8 protein-coding genes and 1 pseudogene are annotated in these 16,649 nt (G+C 68.3%); 2 read left to right on the plus strand and 7 right to left on the minus strand.

The window, feature by feature from the left end; translation table 11 throughout:
- Nucleotides 1–158 precede the first annotated feature (158 nt).
- The 6 genes and pseudogenes from DX914_RS11270 to sufT all read right to left on the minus strand — a co-directional run.
- A pseudogene (locus DX914_RS11270) lies at nucleotides 159–1,886 on the minus strand (S8 family peptidase); the annotation flags it as partial.
- A gap of 520 nt (nucleotides 1,887–2,406) precedes the next feature.
- Nucleotides 2,407–2,823, minus strand: coding sequence for a hypothetical protein (locus DX914_RS11275; RefSeq protein ID WP_115859236.1), 417 nt, complete (start codon nucleotides 2,821–2,823; stop codon nucleotides 2,407–2,409).
- Nucleotides 2,824–3,015: 192 nt separating this feature from the next.
- A complete protein-coding gene (locus tag DX914_RS11280) occupies nucleotides 3,016–4,878 on the minus strand; it encodes a S8 family serine peptidase (protein WP_231118248.1) in 1,863 nt (620 codons plus the stop codon).
- 528 nt (nucleotides 4,879–5,406) lie between these two features.
- Complete coding sequence (locus tag DX914_RS11285; RefSeq protein WP_158549258.1) at nucleotides 5,407–7,227, minus strand: S8 family serine peptidase; 1,821 nt, start codon at nucleotides 7,225–7,227, stop codon at nucleotides 5,407–5,409.
- Nucleotides 7,228–7,887: 660 nt separating this feature from the next.
- Nucleotides 7,888–9,981 (minus strand): S8 family serine peptidase, encoded by a 2,094-nt coding sequence (locus tag DX914_RS11290; protein ID WP_115859238.1) that lies wholly within the window; start codon nucleotides 9,979–9,981, stop codon nucleotides 7,888–7,890.
- Nucleotides 9,982–10,351: 370 nt separating this feature from the next.
- Nucleotides 10,352–10,903 carry a putative Fe-S cluster assembly protein SufT gene (gene sufT / locus DX914_RS11295; protein ID WP_115859239.1) on the minus strand — a complete coding sequence of 184 codons (552 nt, stop codon included), beginning with the start codon at nucleotides 10,901–10,903 and terminating at the stop codon, nucleotides 10,352–10,354.
- 192 nt (nucleotides 10,904–11,095) lie between these two features.
- Here sufT and DX914_RS11300 point away from each other — a divergent pair, with 192 nt between their 5' ends.
- On the plus strand, nucleotides 11,096–11,539 hold the full coding sequence (locus DX914_RS11300; protein WP_115859240.1) for a hypothetical protein: 444 nt from the start codon (nucleotides 11,096–11,098) through the stop codon (nucleotides 11,537–11,539).
- A gap of 127 nt (nucleotides 11,540–11,666) precedes the next feature.
- On the opposite strand, the gene pdxR is transcribed toward DX914_RS11300, so the two are convergent.
- The gene (gene pdxR / locus DX914_RS11305) at nucleotides 11,667–13,106 is read right to left on the minus strand and encodes a MocR-like pyridoxine biosynthesis transcription factor PdxR (RefSeq protein WP_115859241.1); all 1,440 of its coding nucleotides are present in this window, start codon (nucleotides 13,104–13,106) and stop codon (nucleotides 11,667–11,669) included.
- A 244-nt stretch (nucleotides 13,107–13,350) separates the two neighbouring features.
- Between pdxR and DX914_RS11310 the strand changes: the two genes are divergently transcribed.
- A complete protein-coding gene (locus DX914_RS11310) occupies nucleotides 13,351–16,419 on the plus strand; it encodes a TonB-dependent receptor (RefSeq protein WP_115859242.1) in 3,069 nt (1,022 codons plus the stop codon).
- The last annotated feature ends 230 nt before the right edge of the window (nucleotides 16,420–16,649 follow it).

The raw sequence follows: 16,649 nt of genomic DNA on the forward strand, positions 1-16,649 counted from the left end.
TGGTAGGTGTGCACGATCGCCACCGTCACCGACGCGTTGCTCGGGGCGTTGCCGCTACGGCCGGAGACCGTGATCGGACTCTCCACCGTCGCGTTGTCGCTGATGGTGTAGTCGGTGGTGTTGCTGTAGGTCTGGGTGCCGCCGCCACCGCCGGTGGTGAAGCTGCCGGTCAGGCTCAGGCCCGAGAACGCCGAATAACCGCGCACCAGCACGTGGTAGGTGCCGGCCTGGGCCGTGGCGATGTTGCAGGTCTCGGCGTTGGTGCTGCCTTCGGACTTGCAGTCGTAGCTGGCGGTGGTCGGCGCGCTGCCGAACTTCACGAACAGGTCGGCGTCGCCGCTGCCGCCGGTGGTGACGAACTTCAGGTTGCTGGCACCGGACGGGACCACCAGGGTGTAGCGCAGCTCGGCGCCGGTCGCGCCGGACAGGCCGGTCACCGGAGTGCCGTTGGTCAGCGTGCCGGTCGGCGGCGGGGTGGTGCCGTTGACGGCATCGACGGCGGCCTTGGCGTTGAGGATGCCCGGGCCGATGGTCTGCGACGGGGTCGACGGGAACGCGGTGACGTTGGCCTTGATGATCGACTCGATCTCAGCCGGAGTCTTCGGGGTCGTGGCCGCGGCCTGCATCAGCGCCACCACGCCGGCGACGTGCGGGGTCGCCATCGAGGTGCCGTTATAGGAGGCGTAGGTTTCCGAACCCGGCGTGGTCGAACCGCTGTTGAGGGTCGACAGGATGTTCGAACCCGGCGCGGCGATGTCGATCAGCGAACCGTAGTTGGAGAAGCTCGAGCGCGCGCCGGTGCTGGTGGTCGAGGCCACCGCGATGACGTTGTTGCAGTTCGCCGGCGAGGCGTTGGAGACGTTGGTGTTGTCGTTGCCGGCGGCGATGACCAGGGTGGTGCCGCGGCTGACGGCGCTGTTGATCGCGCTCTGGGTGGTGCTGCCGCACGCGCCCGAGCCGCCCAGCGACAGGTTGATGACCTCGGCCGGGTTGGCGTTGGCCGGCACACCGGAGACGGTGCCGCCCGACGCCCAGATGATCGCGTCGGCGATGTCGGAGTCGTAGCCGCCGCAGGTGCCCAGCACGCGCACCGGCACGATCTTGGCGCCGTAAGCGACGCCGGCCACGCCCTTGGCGTTGTTGGTCACCGCGGCGATGGTGCCCGCCACGTGGGTGCCGTGCCAGCTCGAGCTCTGCGCGGCATGGGTGCCGCCGCACTGGTTGGCGCTGACCCAGTCGCCCGGATCGGACGGATCGCTGTCGCGGCCGTTGCCGTCGTTCGACACGGTGGTGTCGATGATGAAGTCGTAGCCCGGCAGAATGTTGGCGCTGAGGTCGCTATGGCTGGTGATGCCGGTGTCGAGCACCGCGACCACCGAACCGGCGCCATTGGTGACGTCCCAAGCCTGGTTGGCCTTGATGCCGTAGGTGCCCGAGTAGCCCCACTGCTCGCTGTAGCGGGTGTCGTTCGGGGTCAGGTAGGGCTTGTTGAGCTTGTCGACTTCCACGTACTCGACGTTTTCGTCGGCGGCGATCTGGCGCATCAGCGACTCGGCCTCGACGCGGTCCAGCGCGCGATCGCTGGTGACCACGTTGGCGCCCAGGGCGGTGCGGCGCAGCGAACGCACGGCCAGGCCCTTGCCGGCGCCCGAGGTCGAGGCGGCCGAGCTCAGGCGGCTCTGCAGGGTGGTGGCGCTGGTGGTCGGCGCGCTGCCGTCCTTGTACTTGACGATGAAGCGCTGGACCTTCTCGGAAGACTGCAGGCCGGCCAGGTTGACGCGGCCGGCGGCGAATGCCGGAGCGGCGACCATGGTGGTGGCCAGGACCGCGGCCGTGGCGGCGGCCAGGGCGTGCACGCGAATGCGACGCGAAGACAGCTGAGACATCTAAAACCCCCGAAGCTGGAATAAGCCGCCTGAGGCGGCAAAAGACCGCAAGAGCCTCTCTCCGAACCCCGGCGTTGAGCCGCGGCCCTAACTCGAACGGTGGTGTACGGACGGGGTGACAAAAAACGTCCGCAAAGTGACGCTATGCGAGCCATCCAGGGGCGGCAACGGGTAAATCCACTCATACGGCAAAGAGATTTGTGACTTACGTCACAAATTCTCACGGTAACCGCTTTCACGTGAAATCGACACAGAGACGTGCCGCAGTGCAACATAAAGTTGCGCCGCCAACTCAGGACACACCATTTAATTTATTGATTTTACTTACGAATTTATCGGATCGGCAGCACTGATTGCCGTGTAGCGCGCGTCAAATTGCCACTCGATCCGTGCATGAGCATCAGTAGGGCCTTTTTCGCGGCAAATGCGTTGCACGCCACGCGTTCGCGCAGCCCGCCCCTGCCCTGCCCTGCTGTGTACACGCGGCCCGGCAGAAGGCCGTGGCCGCGCAAGCCGTGCGTCAGCGGATCTCGCTGCCGCCCACCGGCATGATCTTCATGATCCCGTCGATTTCGATGTATTCCACGTCGGGATCGGCGCCGAAGGCGCGCATCAGCTTTTCCGCCTCGGCCTTGCTCAACGCGCGATCGGCACGGAACACGTCGGCCGACACCGACAGGCGCAGCTTCTTTTCCAGTTTCAGCGGCGCACCGCCGCTCTTCAATCCGCTGCCGGCCGCGGTGCGGTCCAGACGCGCCTGCACCGCCGATTCCTGCGCGGGCGCGGTGCCGTCCTTGTACTTGACGATGAACTGCTGGTAGGGGCCCTCGCCCGACAGCGGCGCCACCTTGGCCGGGCCGGAGGCCATGCAGGCGGTCACGGCCAGGGACAGCAGGGCGGCGGCGGTTGCCAGCAAGAGGCGGCGAGTCTTGGCCATGGTCTGAACTCCATCATCGGGTATGAGATTGGAAACGCGCACAGGCGCCCGGCGGGGTTGCCGACACGCTACCCGCGCCGGCCTGAACGCAACAAGACCCCGGCCGAACCGACCGGGGTCTTGCAACAGCGAGCGCCCGGCATGCCCGCCAGGGACTCAGGGGTGCGGGCATGCCGGACAGGGGAAGCACGATCAGAAGGTGATGCTCCAGCTGTCGATGCGGCCGACGTCCTGCGCGGCACGGTCGACCGCACGCAGCTTCCAGCTGCCGTTAAGCGCTTCGCTGCTCAGGTTGACCGCCTGGTTGCTGAAGGTGACGTTGTCGCCGCTGTCGTTGCCGACGCCGGTGAACAAGGCATAGACCGAACCGTCCGGCGCGATCAGGTCCACCTTCAGATCGCCGCGGTAGGGATGGACGATGCTGACCGAGACCTTGGCGTCGGCCGGCGCGTTGCCGCTGCGGCCCGCCACCGCGATGCTGCTGCTCACGCCGGTGCTGTTGTTGTCCGGAATGTTGGCGTCGGTGCCGTTGCTGTAGGTCTGCGCGCCCGGGTTCGGGTTTGGATTGCCGCCGCCGCCCGCGGCCGCCACCGCCGCGGCCGCGTCGATCAGGCCGGGACCGCAGCCGCCGGGGCAGTTGGCGGCCGAGATCGGACGCGCGGTGTCGGCCAGGATCTGCTTGACCTGGGCCACGGTCTTGGGCGTGGCCGACGCGGCCTGAATCAGGGCGACCACGCCGGATACGTGCGGAGTGGCCATCGACGTGCCTTGATTGAACGCGTAGCCGTTGCCGTTGACCGTGGACAAAATGCCCTGCGAGCTGTGACTGCGCGTGCAGGTGCCCTGCGGCGACTGACCCAACGGCAGGAACTCGTTGGTCGGCGAACAGGTCTCGCCGCCCGGCGCGGTGATGCTCACGGCGCCATAGGTCGAGTAGAACGCGCGCCTGCCGCCCTGGTCGCTGGCCGCGACGCTGACCACGTTGGCGCAGCTGGCCGGGGTGGCGCCGCTGACGTTGATGTTGCTGTTGCCCGCCGCCGCGACCACGATCGAGCCGTTGGCCACGGCGGTGTTGATCGCGGTCTGGTAAGCCGGCGTGTCCGAACACGGACGGTCGCCGCCCAGCGACATGTTGATCACTTCGGCCGGGTTGGCGTTGGCGGGCACGCCGCTGACCGCGCCGCCGGACGCCCAGACGATGGCGTCGGCGATGTCGGAGGTCGAACCCGAACCGTACTTGGCCAGGGCGCGGACCGGGACGATCCGTGCGCCGTAGGCCACACCGGCCACGCCGTTGGCGTTGTTGGTGACCGCGCCGATGGTGCCGGCCACGTGCGTACCGTGATAGCCGGTGGTGGCGCCGGAACTGTCGGTGGGGTCGTTGTCGCGTCCGTTGCCGTCTTCGGACGCGCCGCAACCGGTGGCGCTGCCGCAGGCCGCGCCCAAGCCCGTGGTGCTGGTCACGAAGTCGTAGCCCGGCAGCACATTGGCGTTTAGGTCGGTATGCGACACGATGCCGCTGTCGATCACCGCCACCACGACGCCGTTGCCGGTGGTGGTGTTCCACGCGGTCGGCGCGTTGATGCCCACCGCGCTGTCGGCGTAATGCCACTGCTCGCCGAAGCGGGTGTCGTTGGGCACCGCCAGCGCATGCATGACGTAGTCGGGCTGCACCCACTCCACGTTCGGATCGGCGGCCAGCTGCTGGATCACCGCGCGCGCCTCGTCGCTGTTGAGCGCGCTGTCGTTGGTCACCACGTCGGCGCCCATGGCCATGCGGCGCAGGTGCTTCAGACCCAGCTTCTTGCCCCTGGACGCGGCCGGCAGCACCGTGCGAGCGCCGGCATTGCTCAGCGAGGAAGCGACCGAGGCGGTGCTGGCGGTCGGCGCGCTGCCGTTCTTGTACTTGACGATGAAGCGGTTGTAGGTCTCGCCGGACTTCAGGCCGGATACGACGGCTTGACCGGCGAAAGCCGGCGCTGCGACGGCGGCCAGCGCCAGCGCGGTGGCGGCGGTCAGGGCGCGGACGCGCAGCGGATTGCTCGAAATGGACATCGTGTTGGATCCCCTCGTTACACCGTTGGTGGCCGCGAACGCGGCATCGGAAGTCCGGCGCCGCGTCGGCGAATCGCGCCGCGGGCCGGACGGTCGGCCGCTCTTCCGTAGCGGCCTTGGGGGACCAACCTACGGATTCGCATAGCCAGCGAACGCGGGAATCAACGCCACTGCGGGGGCAAAAAACCGACGCGCATCGCAATTTCAATAATTGAAATTTCGCTTACACAACAAAGGCATAAGTACCGTGTAAGGGGCGCACATCGGCTGGAAAAGTGGCGCAACGCAGCGGCGAATCGACCACCCTACCGCTTATAAATCATCTATTTGCATAAGCTCATGCGACACCCCGTCGCACTGCCCCGCCGGCTCCTGGCGGACACCCGCCGATTTGCCGAATCGGCAAACGCCACGGCAAAGGGGGCCGCGACCGCGAGCCGGCCCACAAAAAAGCCCCGGCCGAAGCCGGGGCTCGCTATCGCAAGACGGCGGCGGAGCGCCGGGGAGAGCGCCGCGCCGCAGGGGCGATCAGAAGGTGACGCTCCAGCTGTTGATGTAGCCGGTGTCGATCGAAGCACGGTCGGCCACGCGCAGCTTCCAGGCGCCGTTGAGCGGCTCGCTGCTGAGATTGACGACGCGGTTGACGATGATCACGTTGTTGCTGCTGTTGCCCTGGCGGTTCCACAGGTTGTAGACCGAACCATCCGGCGCCACCAGGTCCACGATCAGGTCCTGCTGATAGGTGTGCTGGATGTCCACCGACACCTGCGCGTTGCTGGGCGCGTTGCCGCTGCGGCCGGCGACGTTGATGGTGCTGGTCACGCCGGTGGCGTTGTTGTCGGGAATGTTGACGTCGACCGTGTTGCTGTAGGTCTGCACCCCGCCCGTGCCCACCGTGACCGAGGCGGTCTTGGTGTGGGTGGCGCCGTCGTCGTCGGTCACCGTCAGGCTGACGGTGTAGGTGCCGGCCGCGGCGTAGGTCTTGCTCGGATTGGCCGCGGTGCTGGCCGGCGAACCGTCGCCGAAGTTCCAGCTGCGCGAGGCGATGGTGCCGTCGCTGTCGCTGGAAGTGTCGGTGAACTGCACCGTGAGGCCGCTGGCCGAGGAGGTGAAGTTGGCCACCGGCGCGTTGTTGCCCGGGCCGGGGCCGCCGGAGAACAGGCTGTGCAGCAACAGGTTCGGCGAACCGCGCAGGTTGCCCGTGATCTTGCCGGGAGTGGCGTTATCGACGATGGCGGCGTGCACTTCGTCCGGCGTGGCCGAGGGGTGCGTGGCCAGGTACAGCGCGGCGACGCCGGCCACGTGCGGAGTGGCCATCGAGGTGCCGCTGTTCGGCGCCGACGCGGTGGCGCTGCTGATGCCGGCCGAGATGATGTCGGTGCCGGGCGCGAACAGATCCACGCAGGTGCCCCAGCCGGATTGCTGGCTCGAGGACCACACCGAGCGCGCGTCGTTGCGGTCGCTGGCGCCAATGGTCAGCGCGCGCGGCACGCGGCGCGGCGATCCGGAACAGGCATCGTCGTTGCTGTTGCCCGCCGCGGCCACCACCACCACGCCGGAGTTGATCAGATTGTTGACCGAATCGTCGATGGCGGTCGAACCCGGGAAGCCGAAGCTCATGTTGGCCACGGCCGGCTTGATGTGGTTGGCCGCGACCCAGTCGATGGCCGCGATGGCTTCCGAGGCCTGGCCGCCGCCCTGGCAGTTGAAGGTGCGGATCGGATGCACGATGGCCTTCTTGGCGATGCCCCAGGTGGTGCCGGCGACGGTGCCGGCCACGTGGGTGCCGTGGCCGTGGCAGTCGGCGGTGCTGGGGTCGCCGGGCCGGGCCGAGAAGCCGTTGCCCATGCGGCCGGTGAATTCGGTGTGGTCGGCGCGTATGCCGGTATCGAGGATGTAGGCATGCACGCCGGCGGCGTCGGTGTCGTAGGTATAGGTGGTGCTCAGCGGCAGGTTGCGCTGATCGGTGCGGTCGATGCCCCAGGTGGCGTTGTTCTGGGTCGCGTAGATCGAACCCTGGCTGTCTTCTTCGACATAGGCCACGGTCGGATCGCGCAACAGCTGGGCCAGCGAGGCATCGTCGGCTTCGACCACGAAGCCGCGCAGCACGTGCTGGTAGCTGCGCACCAGCTTGGCGCGGTGCTTGTTCGACATGGTGCGCGCCACCGTGGGCACGTCCGACACGCCACGCACGCTTTCGGCCGACAGGCGCGCGGTTTGATTCTTGAGCACGACGATGTAGCGCCCTTCGACCGGGCGTTCCACCGTGCGCAGTTCCGCGCCCAGGCCCGGCAGCGCGACCGACAACAGCGAGGCACCGATGGCTACCGATAAAATCCGACGATTCATGCTTTCTCTCCTTGAGTGTGAAGGGATGCAGCCGCACGGCGGATTGCGGACGGAGCGTGCGCCGGCGTCCCGCCGCACGTGGACGGCCCGCCGCGCTCGCGCAGCCACCGTCTTCGGACCGACCACAGCGCGCACGCGCGGACCGCGCTCTGTCCTAGGCGCGGCGCCGCAGGCGCCTCCACAGCACTGACCGTTTGTTGCTGCCCCGCAGGGCATGGAGCGTTGCCGCTGCTTGCGGCGGATACCGTCCTGGCTTGCGCGTCGTAATGCTTCGTAAGCTCGCGAACCGAACGGCGCTTACGGCCGCCCCTGCAGCCGCGAGGGCTAACTTAGGCAGCCGCGCCATCGCTCACCACCGCCTGAAAGCGATTGCCCGGTGCGCAAATCGTGAACCCGATCTTTATTTTCACAATCAGATAAAAATGCCGCGCACAACGCCGCAACACATACCAATGCGTGTGGTGAGAACGCGTATCTGCATACGCGTTACAGCCACTCATTGCTGAGCGCTGCAGTACTTACAGCCAAGTTGTGCCAAGCGCCGGCGCGAACGCCCCCATGCGCGACAAAAAGAAAGGCCCCGGCCGAAGCCGGGGCCCAAGTCGCGACAGCGGTGGCGACGGGTCCGGGGAAAGGACGCGCCGGCGCCGCCGCGCGCGATCAGAAGGTGATGCTCCAGCTGTTGATGTAGCCGGTGTCGATCGAGGCGCGGTCGGCCGCGCGCAGCTTCCAAGTGCCGTTGAGCGTTTCGCTGCTCAGGTTGACGACCTTGTCGGTGATGATGACGTTGTTGCTGCTGTTGCCCTGGCGGTTCCACAGGTTGTAGACCGTGCCGTCCGGCGCGATCAGATCCACGATCAGGTCCTGCTGGTAGGTGTGCTGGATATTGACCGACACCTTGGCGTTGCTCGGCGCATTGCCCGAGCGGCCGGAGACGGCGATGCTGCTGGTCACGCCGGTGGCGTTGTTGTCCGGGATGTTGACGTCGGCGGTGTTGCTGTAGGTCTGCACCGTGCTGGGCGAGCTCACCGTGACCGAGGCGGTCTTGGTGTGGGTGGCGCCGTCGTCGTCGGTGACGGTCAGGGTGACGGTGTAGGTGCCGGCCGCGGCATAGGTCTTGCTCGGGTTGGTGGCGGTGCTGGCCGGCGAACCGTCGCCGAAGTTCCAGCTGCGCGAGACGATGCTGCCGTCGCTGTCGCTGGAGCTGTCGGTGAAGCTGACCGTCAGGCCGCTGGCCGACGAGCTGAAGTTCGCCACCGGCGCGTTGTTGCCCGGCGTGCCGCCGCCGGCCGCGGCCACCGCGGCTGCGGCATCGATCAGGCCGGGACCGCAACCGCCGGGGCAGTTGGCCGCCGAGATCGGACGCGCGGTGTCGCTCAGGATCTGCTTCACTTGCGCCAGCGTCTTCGGCGTGCCCGCCGCCGCCTGGATCAGCGCGACCACGCCGGCCACATGCGGGGTGGCCATCGAGGTGCCCTGGTTGAACTCGTAGCCGTTGCCCGAGTAGGTCGACAGCACGCCCTTGGACGCATGGTTCTGGGTGCACTTGCCGGCGGTGGATTCGCCCAGGGCCAGGAACTCGGTGGCCGGCGAGCAGGTCTCGCCGCCCGGCGCGGTGATGCTCACGGCGCCGTAGGTCGAGTACCACGCGCGCTTGCCGCCCTGGTCGCTGGCGGCCACGCTGACCACGCCGTTGCAGCTGGCCGGAGTGGCGCCGCTGACGTCGATGTTGCTGTTGCCCGCGGCCACCACCACGATCGAGCCGTTGGCGTTGGCGGTATCGATGGCGGTCTGGTAGGCCGGCGTCGCGCTGCAGGCCTGGTCGCCGCCCAGCGACATGTTGATCACTTCGGCCGGGTTGGCGTTGGCCGGCACGCCGGCGACGGTGCCGCCCGACGCCCAGACGATGGCGTCGGCGATGTCCGAGGTCACGCCCACGCCTTGATTGCCCAGCGCACGCACCGGCACGATCTTGGCGCCGTAAGCCACGCCGGCCACGCCGGCGCTGTTGTTGGTGACCGCGCCGATGGTGCCGGCCACGTGGGTGCCGTGCTTGATGTTGGACGAGTCGGTGGCGTTGGCGTCGCGGCCGTCGCCGTCGTTGGAGCCGCCGCACTTGGCGCTCAGGCCGGAGATCAGGCACTGGAAGTCGCTGAAGGGCGCCGTCGAGCTGATGAAGTCGTAGCCCGGCAGGATGTTGGCGTCCAGGTCGGTGTGGGCCAGGATGCCGCTGTCGATCACCGCCACCACCACGCCGCTGCCGGTGCTGGTGTTCCACGCGGTCGGCGCATTGATGCCCACCGCGCTGTCGGCGTAGTGCCACTGCTCGTTGAAGCGGGTGTCGTTGGGCGTGGCCAGCGCGCGCACCATGTAGTCGGGCTGCACCCACTCCACGTCGCGGTCGGCGGCCATGTCCAGCAGCAGCTGCTTGGCCTGCGCGCTGTCCAGGCCGCGGTCGGCGATGACCACGTCGGCGCCGAACAGGGTCTTGCGCTTATGGCTCAGGCGCAGGGCCTTGCCGTTGAGCTTGAACGCCGGCTGCGCGCCCAGGCGATCGAGCGCAGCGGCCATGGACGTGGCGCTGGCGCGCGGCGCGCTGCCGTTCTTGTACTTGATGATGAAGGCGTTGTAGGTCTCGCCCGAACGCAGGCCGGCGATGTGGGCCTTGCCGGCAAAGGCCGGGGCGGCGGCAGCGGTCAAGGCGACGGCGAGGGTGAGGGCGCTGAGGCGGAGGTGCTTGGACGAAGCGGACATCGTGTCTGACTCCCAAGGGGTGGAACGCGTGGACCGCGGCGGCGATAGCGCGCGAGCAGTCCGTGCTGCGCGGAATCGCTTGGCGGCGTGGCGGTCGGAGCGGCGCCGTCCCGACGTGGGGCACACCTTAGGCAGCGGGAATGGGCGGGCGTAGCGGCTGGAAACGCTTCATCCAAATGAAATATGCGACTTGAATCGCATTTTCAAAAATAGACATCGTATGGTTTCCGTAGAAATTTATTGCTGCAAACGCACATCGACGGTGTCGTGATGCGGCCGCCCGGGCACCGGGCAAGCGCCAAAACGCGACACCCCGGCCGGGGCCGGGGTGGCTAGGTACGAACCGGTTCGGAGCGGCCGCTGGCGCGGCTCAGAACATGCCGGTTTCCAGGCGCGCGGCCTCGGACATCATGTGCCGGCCCCACGGCGGGTCGAACACCAGTTCGACGTCGGCCTCGGCCACGGTCGGGATCAGCTCCAGCTTGCTGCGCACGTCGTCGACCAGGATGTCGCCCATGCCGCAGGCCGGCGCGGTCAGGGTCATGCGCACTTCCACCGTGCGCTGGCCGTCGTCGCGGCGCTGCACCTGGGCTTCGTAGACCAGGCCCAGATCGACGATGTTGATCGGGATTTCCGGGTCGAAGCAGGTGCGCAGCTGGCGCCAGACCAGCTGTTCCACGGCCTCATCGTCGGCGCCCTCGGGCAGCTCCAGCGGCTCGGGCGGTTCCTTGCCGATGGCGTCGGCGTCCTTGCCCGAGATCCGGAACAGGTTGCCTTCGACGAACACCGTATAGCTGCCGCCCAGGGCCTGGGTGATGTAGCCGACGCTGCCAGCGGGCAGGGTCACCTGCTCGCCCTGCGGGACGAGGACGACGGCGCAATCGCGCTCGAAACGGACGGGTTCGCTGCTGCGGGAGTACATGCCGGAAAGATGGGGGTGCCGCATTCCGGCACAAGGCGCGCAGTCTAGCAGGCGGGCCCGGCCGCACCGACCGCAAGGGTGGATCGCTGCGTCGCCACCGCGGCCCGCCCACCCGGCGCAACGACTTCAGGCACTGCCCGCGCCGGCCCGGGCGGCTATGCTGTGCGGCTGATTCCCCCGCCCGAGCCGCCGATGACCGCACCCGCCCCGCCCGCCGCCGCGACTCCGCCGTCCAGGTCGCTGGCCTCGCGGGCGCTGGCGTGGAGCCTGCTGCTGCTGGGCACCCTGGGTTTCGCCGCGGTATGGCTGCTGCTGAGCCTGTACAGCTCACGCCAGAACAGCTGGATGGCGGTGATCGCCGCGCTGGACCTGGCCTGGATGCTGCGCCTGGGTGGCTGGCGTCCGGGCCCGCTGCGCGCCGGCCTGGGCGTGGCCGGCACCGCCGCCGCGATCGGCCTGTACAGCTGGGGCATCGCCGCGACCCAGATCGGCCTGTCGCTGGGCGTGGGCATGATCGATTCGATGGGCAAGCTGGGCGTGCACCACGCCTGGTTGCTGACCCAGTTGGCCAATGGGCCGATGGATTGGGCGTGGCTGATCGTGGGGCTGGTGGTGGCGGCGGTCGCTTCGCGCTGAAGCACCTTCGCAGTTCGTCACAACGGCACACCGTCATCCCCGCGAACGCGGGGATGACGAATCCGGGAGCCGCTCAGATGTTGCACGCCGCGCCGATCGGTCGCGCCGATGCGGTTGTCGCCGCATCCTAGGGCGCCGTCTCGCGCAGACACTCGCCGAACAGCTTGGCCGCCTCGCCGATCTCGGTCACCGACATGGCGCCGAAGCCCATGAGCAGGCCGGCGCGGTCCGGCGCGTGCAGGTAGTACGGCGCGATCGAATACAAACCCAAGGCGCGCCGCGACGCGTGCGCGATCAGCGCTTCGCCCTGGGCCGCATTGCGTCCGCGTAACCACACCAGCAGGTGCATGCCCGCGTGCGAATCCTCGATCTCCAGGTATTCACCGCAGTGCTCGCGCAACCCCTCCAGCAGCGCGGTACGGCGCTGCTTCAGGGTCTTGCCGGTGCGGCGCAGGTGGCGCTCGAAGCTGCCGTCGGCCATGAACTGCGCCAACGCGGCCTGCTCGATCGCCGGCGAGCCGAAATCGTCCACCCATTTGGCGGAGATGAAATCGTCGCGCAGCGCAGGCGGCACCACGATGTAGCCCAGCCGCAGCGACGGGAACAGCACCTTGGAGAAGCTGCCCACGTAGATCACCCGGCCGCATTCGTCCAGCGAACGCAGCGCCGCGTGCGGCTGGGCGTCGTAGCGGAATTCGCCGTCGTAGTCGTCCTCGAAGATCCAGCAGTCGTGGCGGCGCGCGTAGTCCAGCAGCGCCAGGCGCCGCTGCAGCGACATCAGCCGGCCGGTCGGGAACTGGTGCGAAGGGGTCACGCAGATCAGCCGCGGCGGCGTGCGCGGCAGGCGGTCGGCGCGCAGGCCCTCGCGGTCGATCGGCACCGGCACCAGCCGCGCGCCGTGCGTGTACAGCGCCTCGCGCGTGGCGAAGTACTGCGGTTCCTCGATCACCGCCGCGTCGCCGGGATCCAGCAGCACGCGCGCGGTCAGGTTGATCGCCTGCTGGGTGCCGGCGACGATGATCACGTCATCGGGCGTGGCGATCACGCCGCGGCGATGGGCCACGTACTCGCAGGCCGCCGCGCGCAGCGCCGGGTTGCCGTGCGCGGTGGGATAGGTCGGCGGCGTGTACAGCGCGGCGTGCGACAAGGCGCGCGCCCAGGCCGAGGTCAGCAGCGGATTGGTGAAGGGCACGCCGTACTGGAAACTGTAGCGCGTGCCCTCGATGCGCCGGCCGGGCATGCGCGTGTGATCGTGGCAGGCGCGCAGGCGGCGTATGTAGTCGCTGGTGGGTTCCAGGCGCTCGGGCGCGGCCGGCGCCGGCACGGCCGGCACGATCGGCGTGGCGACGTAACTGCCCGAGCCGACCCGGCCCTGCATGAAGCCTTCGGCGCGCAACTGCTCGTAGGCGGCCAGCACGGTATTGCGCGAGACCTGCAGTTGCTGCGCCAGTGCGCGCGTGGGCGGAAAGCGCACGCCCTGGGCGACGCGTCCCGACAACACGGCTTCCTTGAGCGCGCGGACCAGCTGCGACTGCAACGGCCCGCGGCCATCCAGCTCCAGATGCATGGGCGTTCCCGTTGGGCTACACGAGCGGCGCGCGGGCGGTGCGCGGCCGGCGACCAATCTATCGGCCGCGACGACGATGGCACAACATGACCAATGGCCGTGACAAGGAAAATCGTCACATCGGCGCAACCGCCGCATGCGCGGCGCACAGCTTTTCGGTCGCGGCGCGCGCAACGCCGCACGTTAAGGATTCGTAATTTCGTTGGGCCGGCCGAGCCAGGCCTTATCTCAGCGGAGTTATGCAATGCCCTCCTCGCACACCCTCAGTCATGCCATCCGACGAGCGCTGATCGCCAGCGCCGCCGTGTCCAGCGCCGCGCTGCCGATCGTGGCGCAGGCCCAGGCCGCGGAAGACACCCAGGCGACCACGCTGGATCGCATCGAGGTCACCGGTTCGCGGATCAAGCGCGCCGACATCGAAACCTCGCAGCCGATCTTCTCGATCAGCCGCGAGGACATCAGCGCCCAGGGCCTGACCTCGGTCGGCGACGTGATCCAGAACCTCACCTCCAACGGCTCGGCGCTCAACAGCACGGTCAACAACGGCGGCGACGGCCAGACTCAGGTGGACCTGCGCAACCTCGGCGCCAACCGCACCCTGGTGCTGGTCAACGGCCGCCGCTGGGTCGGCGGCGCCGGCCTGGGCGGCGTGGTCGACCTCAACACCATTCCCACCGCGGCGGTGGAACGCATCGAGGTGCTGAAGGACGGCGCGTCCACCATCTACGGTTCCGACGCCATCGCCGGCGTGGTCAACGTGATCCTGCGCCAGAACTTCGAAGGCGCCGAAGCCAACGCCTACGTGGGCACGTATTCGGACGGCGACGGCTTCCGCGAATCCTTCGACTTCACCGTGGGCGCCTCGTCCGAGCGCTGGAGCGCGATGTTCGGCATCGGCTACGTCAAGGAAGAACCGGTGCTGGCCGGCGACCGCGCGATCTCCAAGGAGCCGGTGGCCGGCACCGGCGTGGCCTTCGGCAGCTCGACCACGCCCAACGGCCGCTTCGCCCTGTGCACCGGCACCTTCGATCCGATCTTCGGTACCTGCTCGGTGGCCGAAACCCGGCCCACCGTGGCCAACCCCAACGGCGCGCCTCCGGGCACGCAGACCCCGGGCGTGGTCGGTAACTTCACCTACAACGACGGCCTCAGCGGCGCCAGCTGGCGCAACCGCACCGGCGACGACCTGTACAACTTCGCCCCCGACAACTACCTGCTCACGCCGCAGGAACGGCGCTCGGTGTTCGCCGCCGGCTCGCTGGACATCAGCGAGAACCTGCGCTTCAAGACCACGCTGACCTACAACAACCGCCGCTCCGAACAGCTGCTGGCGGCCATGCCCATCGTGCTGGGCAGCGGCCCGGGCGCGGGCGCGCAATCGCGCACCGTGACCATCAGCCCCGACAGCATGTACAACCCCTTCGGCGCCACCGTCTCGCGCATCCAGCGCCGCGCGGTGGAGACCGGCGGGCGCTCGTTCCGCCAGGACATCGACACCTTCGCCGCCAACCTGGGCCTGGAAGGCACGCTGGAGTTCGCCGACAAGCCCTTCGACTGGGAAGCCGGCTACTTCTACGGCGAGAACAAGCAGAACACCGTCACCGACGGCCTGTTCAACCTGATGGCGCTGAAGAACGCGCTGGGCCCGTCGATGATCGACACCGTGCCCGGCCGCTCCACCACCGGCCGGCCGATCTGCGTGAGCCGCCCCGGCGACGCCACCTCGGTCATCCTGGGCTGCGTGCCGATGAACCTGCTCGGTGCGGCCGGCTCGATCACGCCGGAGATGCTGGCCTACTCGTCCTTCGTCGCCCACGACCAGGTCGGCTTCAAGCAAAAGACCTACTACGCCAACATCGGCGGCGACCTGTTCGACCTGCCCGGCGGCCCGCTGGCATTCTCCTTCGGCCTGGAACACCGCAGCGAAAGCGGCTTCTTCCAACCCGACGCGCTGATCGCTTCGGGCAACACCACCGGCAATGCGGCCGCGCCGATCGCCGGCGGCTACAGCCTGGACGAGGCCTACCTGGAACTGGCGGTGCCGGTGCTGGCCGACGTGCCTTTCGCCAAGCTGCTGGATTTCTCGGTGGCCACGCGCTATTCGGACTACAGCAACGTCGGCGACACCCTCAACAGCAAGTTCGGCTTCCGCTGGAAGCCCATCGACGACCTGCTGATCCGCGGCAACTGGTCCGAAGGCTTCCGCGCGCCGGCCATCGTCGAGCTGTTCGCCGGCATCGCCGACTCCTTCCCCACCATCACCGACCCCTGCAGCGACACCCGCTTCGGCACCCTGTCGCCGGCCGCGCGGGCGCGCTGCATCGGCCAGGGCGTGCCCAACGGCGGCTACGACCAGGGCAACCCGCAGATCCGCATCAATGTCGGCGGCAACCCGCTGCTGGAACCGGAGAGCAGCGAGTCCACCACCCTGGGCTTCGTCTACAGCCCGAGCTGGCTGGAAGGCTTCGACGTGACCCTGGACTGGTGGAAGATCGACATCGACAACGCCCTGGTCGCGCCCACCGGCCAGTTCATCCTGGACCAGTGCATCGTCGGCAACGTGCAGCGCTTCTGCAATTACGCCCGCGCGCCGGGCGGCGCGATCTCCAACCTGCTGTCGCAGCCGGTCAACATCGGCGGCCTGCGCACCGAGGGCTTCGACCTGACGGTGAACTACAAGCTGCCGGAAACCCGCTTCGGCCGCTTCAGCCTGAACTGGGACAGCACCTACATCGCCAAGTCCGAAAGCGACCTGGACGACGACGGCGTGTTCGGCGAGCGCCTCAACGACCTGCCCGGCCTGGGCCAGCGCGTGGAGGACTGGCCGATCGACGAGGCGGCCAACGAGCCGGGCGAATACATCACCGGCAGCAACGCCTGGCGCATCCGCTCCAATCTGATGGCGCGCTGGGAGAAGGGCGATTTCGGCGCAACCTGGATGGTGCGCTACTTCTCGCACCAGGACGAGCGCTGCCAGTCCATCGTCGACAGCGGCTTCCCCGAGCTGTGCACCGATCCGGACCGCGTGATCGCCGTGCCCGAGGACCGCAACAACAACGGCGTATGGGACGGCGTGAGCGGCGGCGACGCGATCGTGTCGGTGGCCGAAGCCGAGAACCACATCGGCTCCACCACCTACCACGACGCCAGCGTGTACTGGTCCACGCCCTGGAACGCCAAGGTCACCCTGGGCCTGAACAACGTCTTCGACAAGAACCCGCCGCGCTCGGTGCAGGCCTTCGCCAACAGCTTCGACGCCGCGTACGAGGTGCCGGGGCGCTTCATCTACCTGCGCTACTCGCAGAAGTTCTGAGCCATCGCCCGATCGCGTCATCCGAGGCGGCCCCGCGAGGGGCCGCTTCTTTTTTCGCGCCTCGCGCACAGCCGAACGGCAGGGGACGGCGATGTTGCGCGGCGGCCCGGGCACAGCGCGGCGAGCGCGGCAAGACCAGACTCTGCGGCGTCCGCGGTGCTCGTCCTCTCTCTCTCGCAGCAAGGTCGACGCTAGTTCCGGCGCGCAGGAAAACACGGGACAGCGCACCC

The organism is Lysobacter silvisoli, from assembly GCF_003382365.1.
GTDB classification, from domain to species: domain Bacteria; phylum Pseudomonadota; class Gammaproteobacteria; order Xanthomonadales; family Xanthomonadaceae; genus Lysobacter; species Lysobacter silvisoli.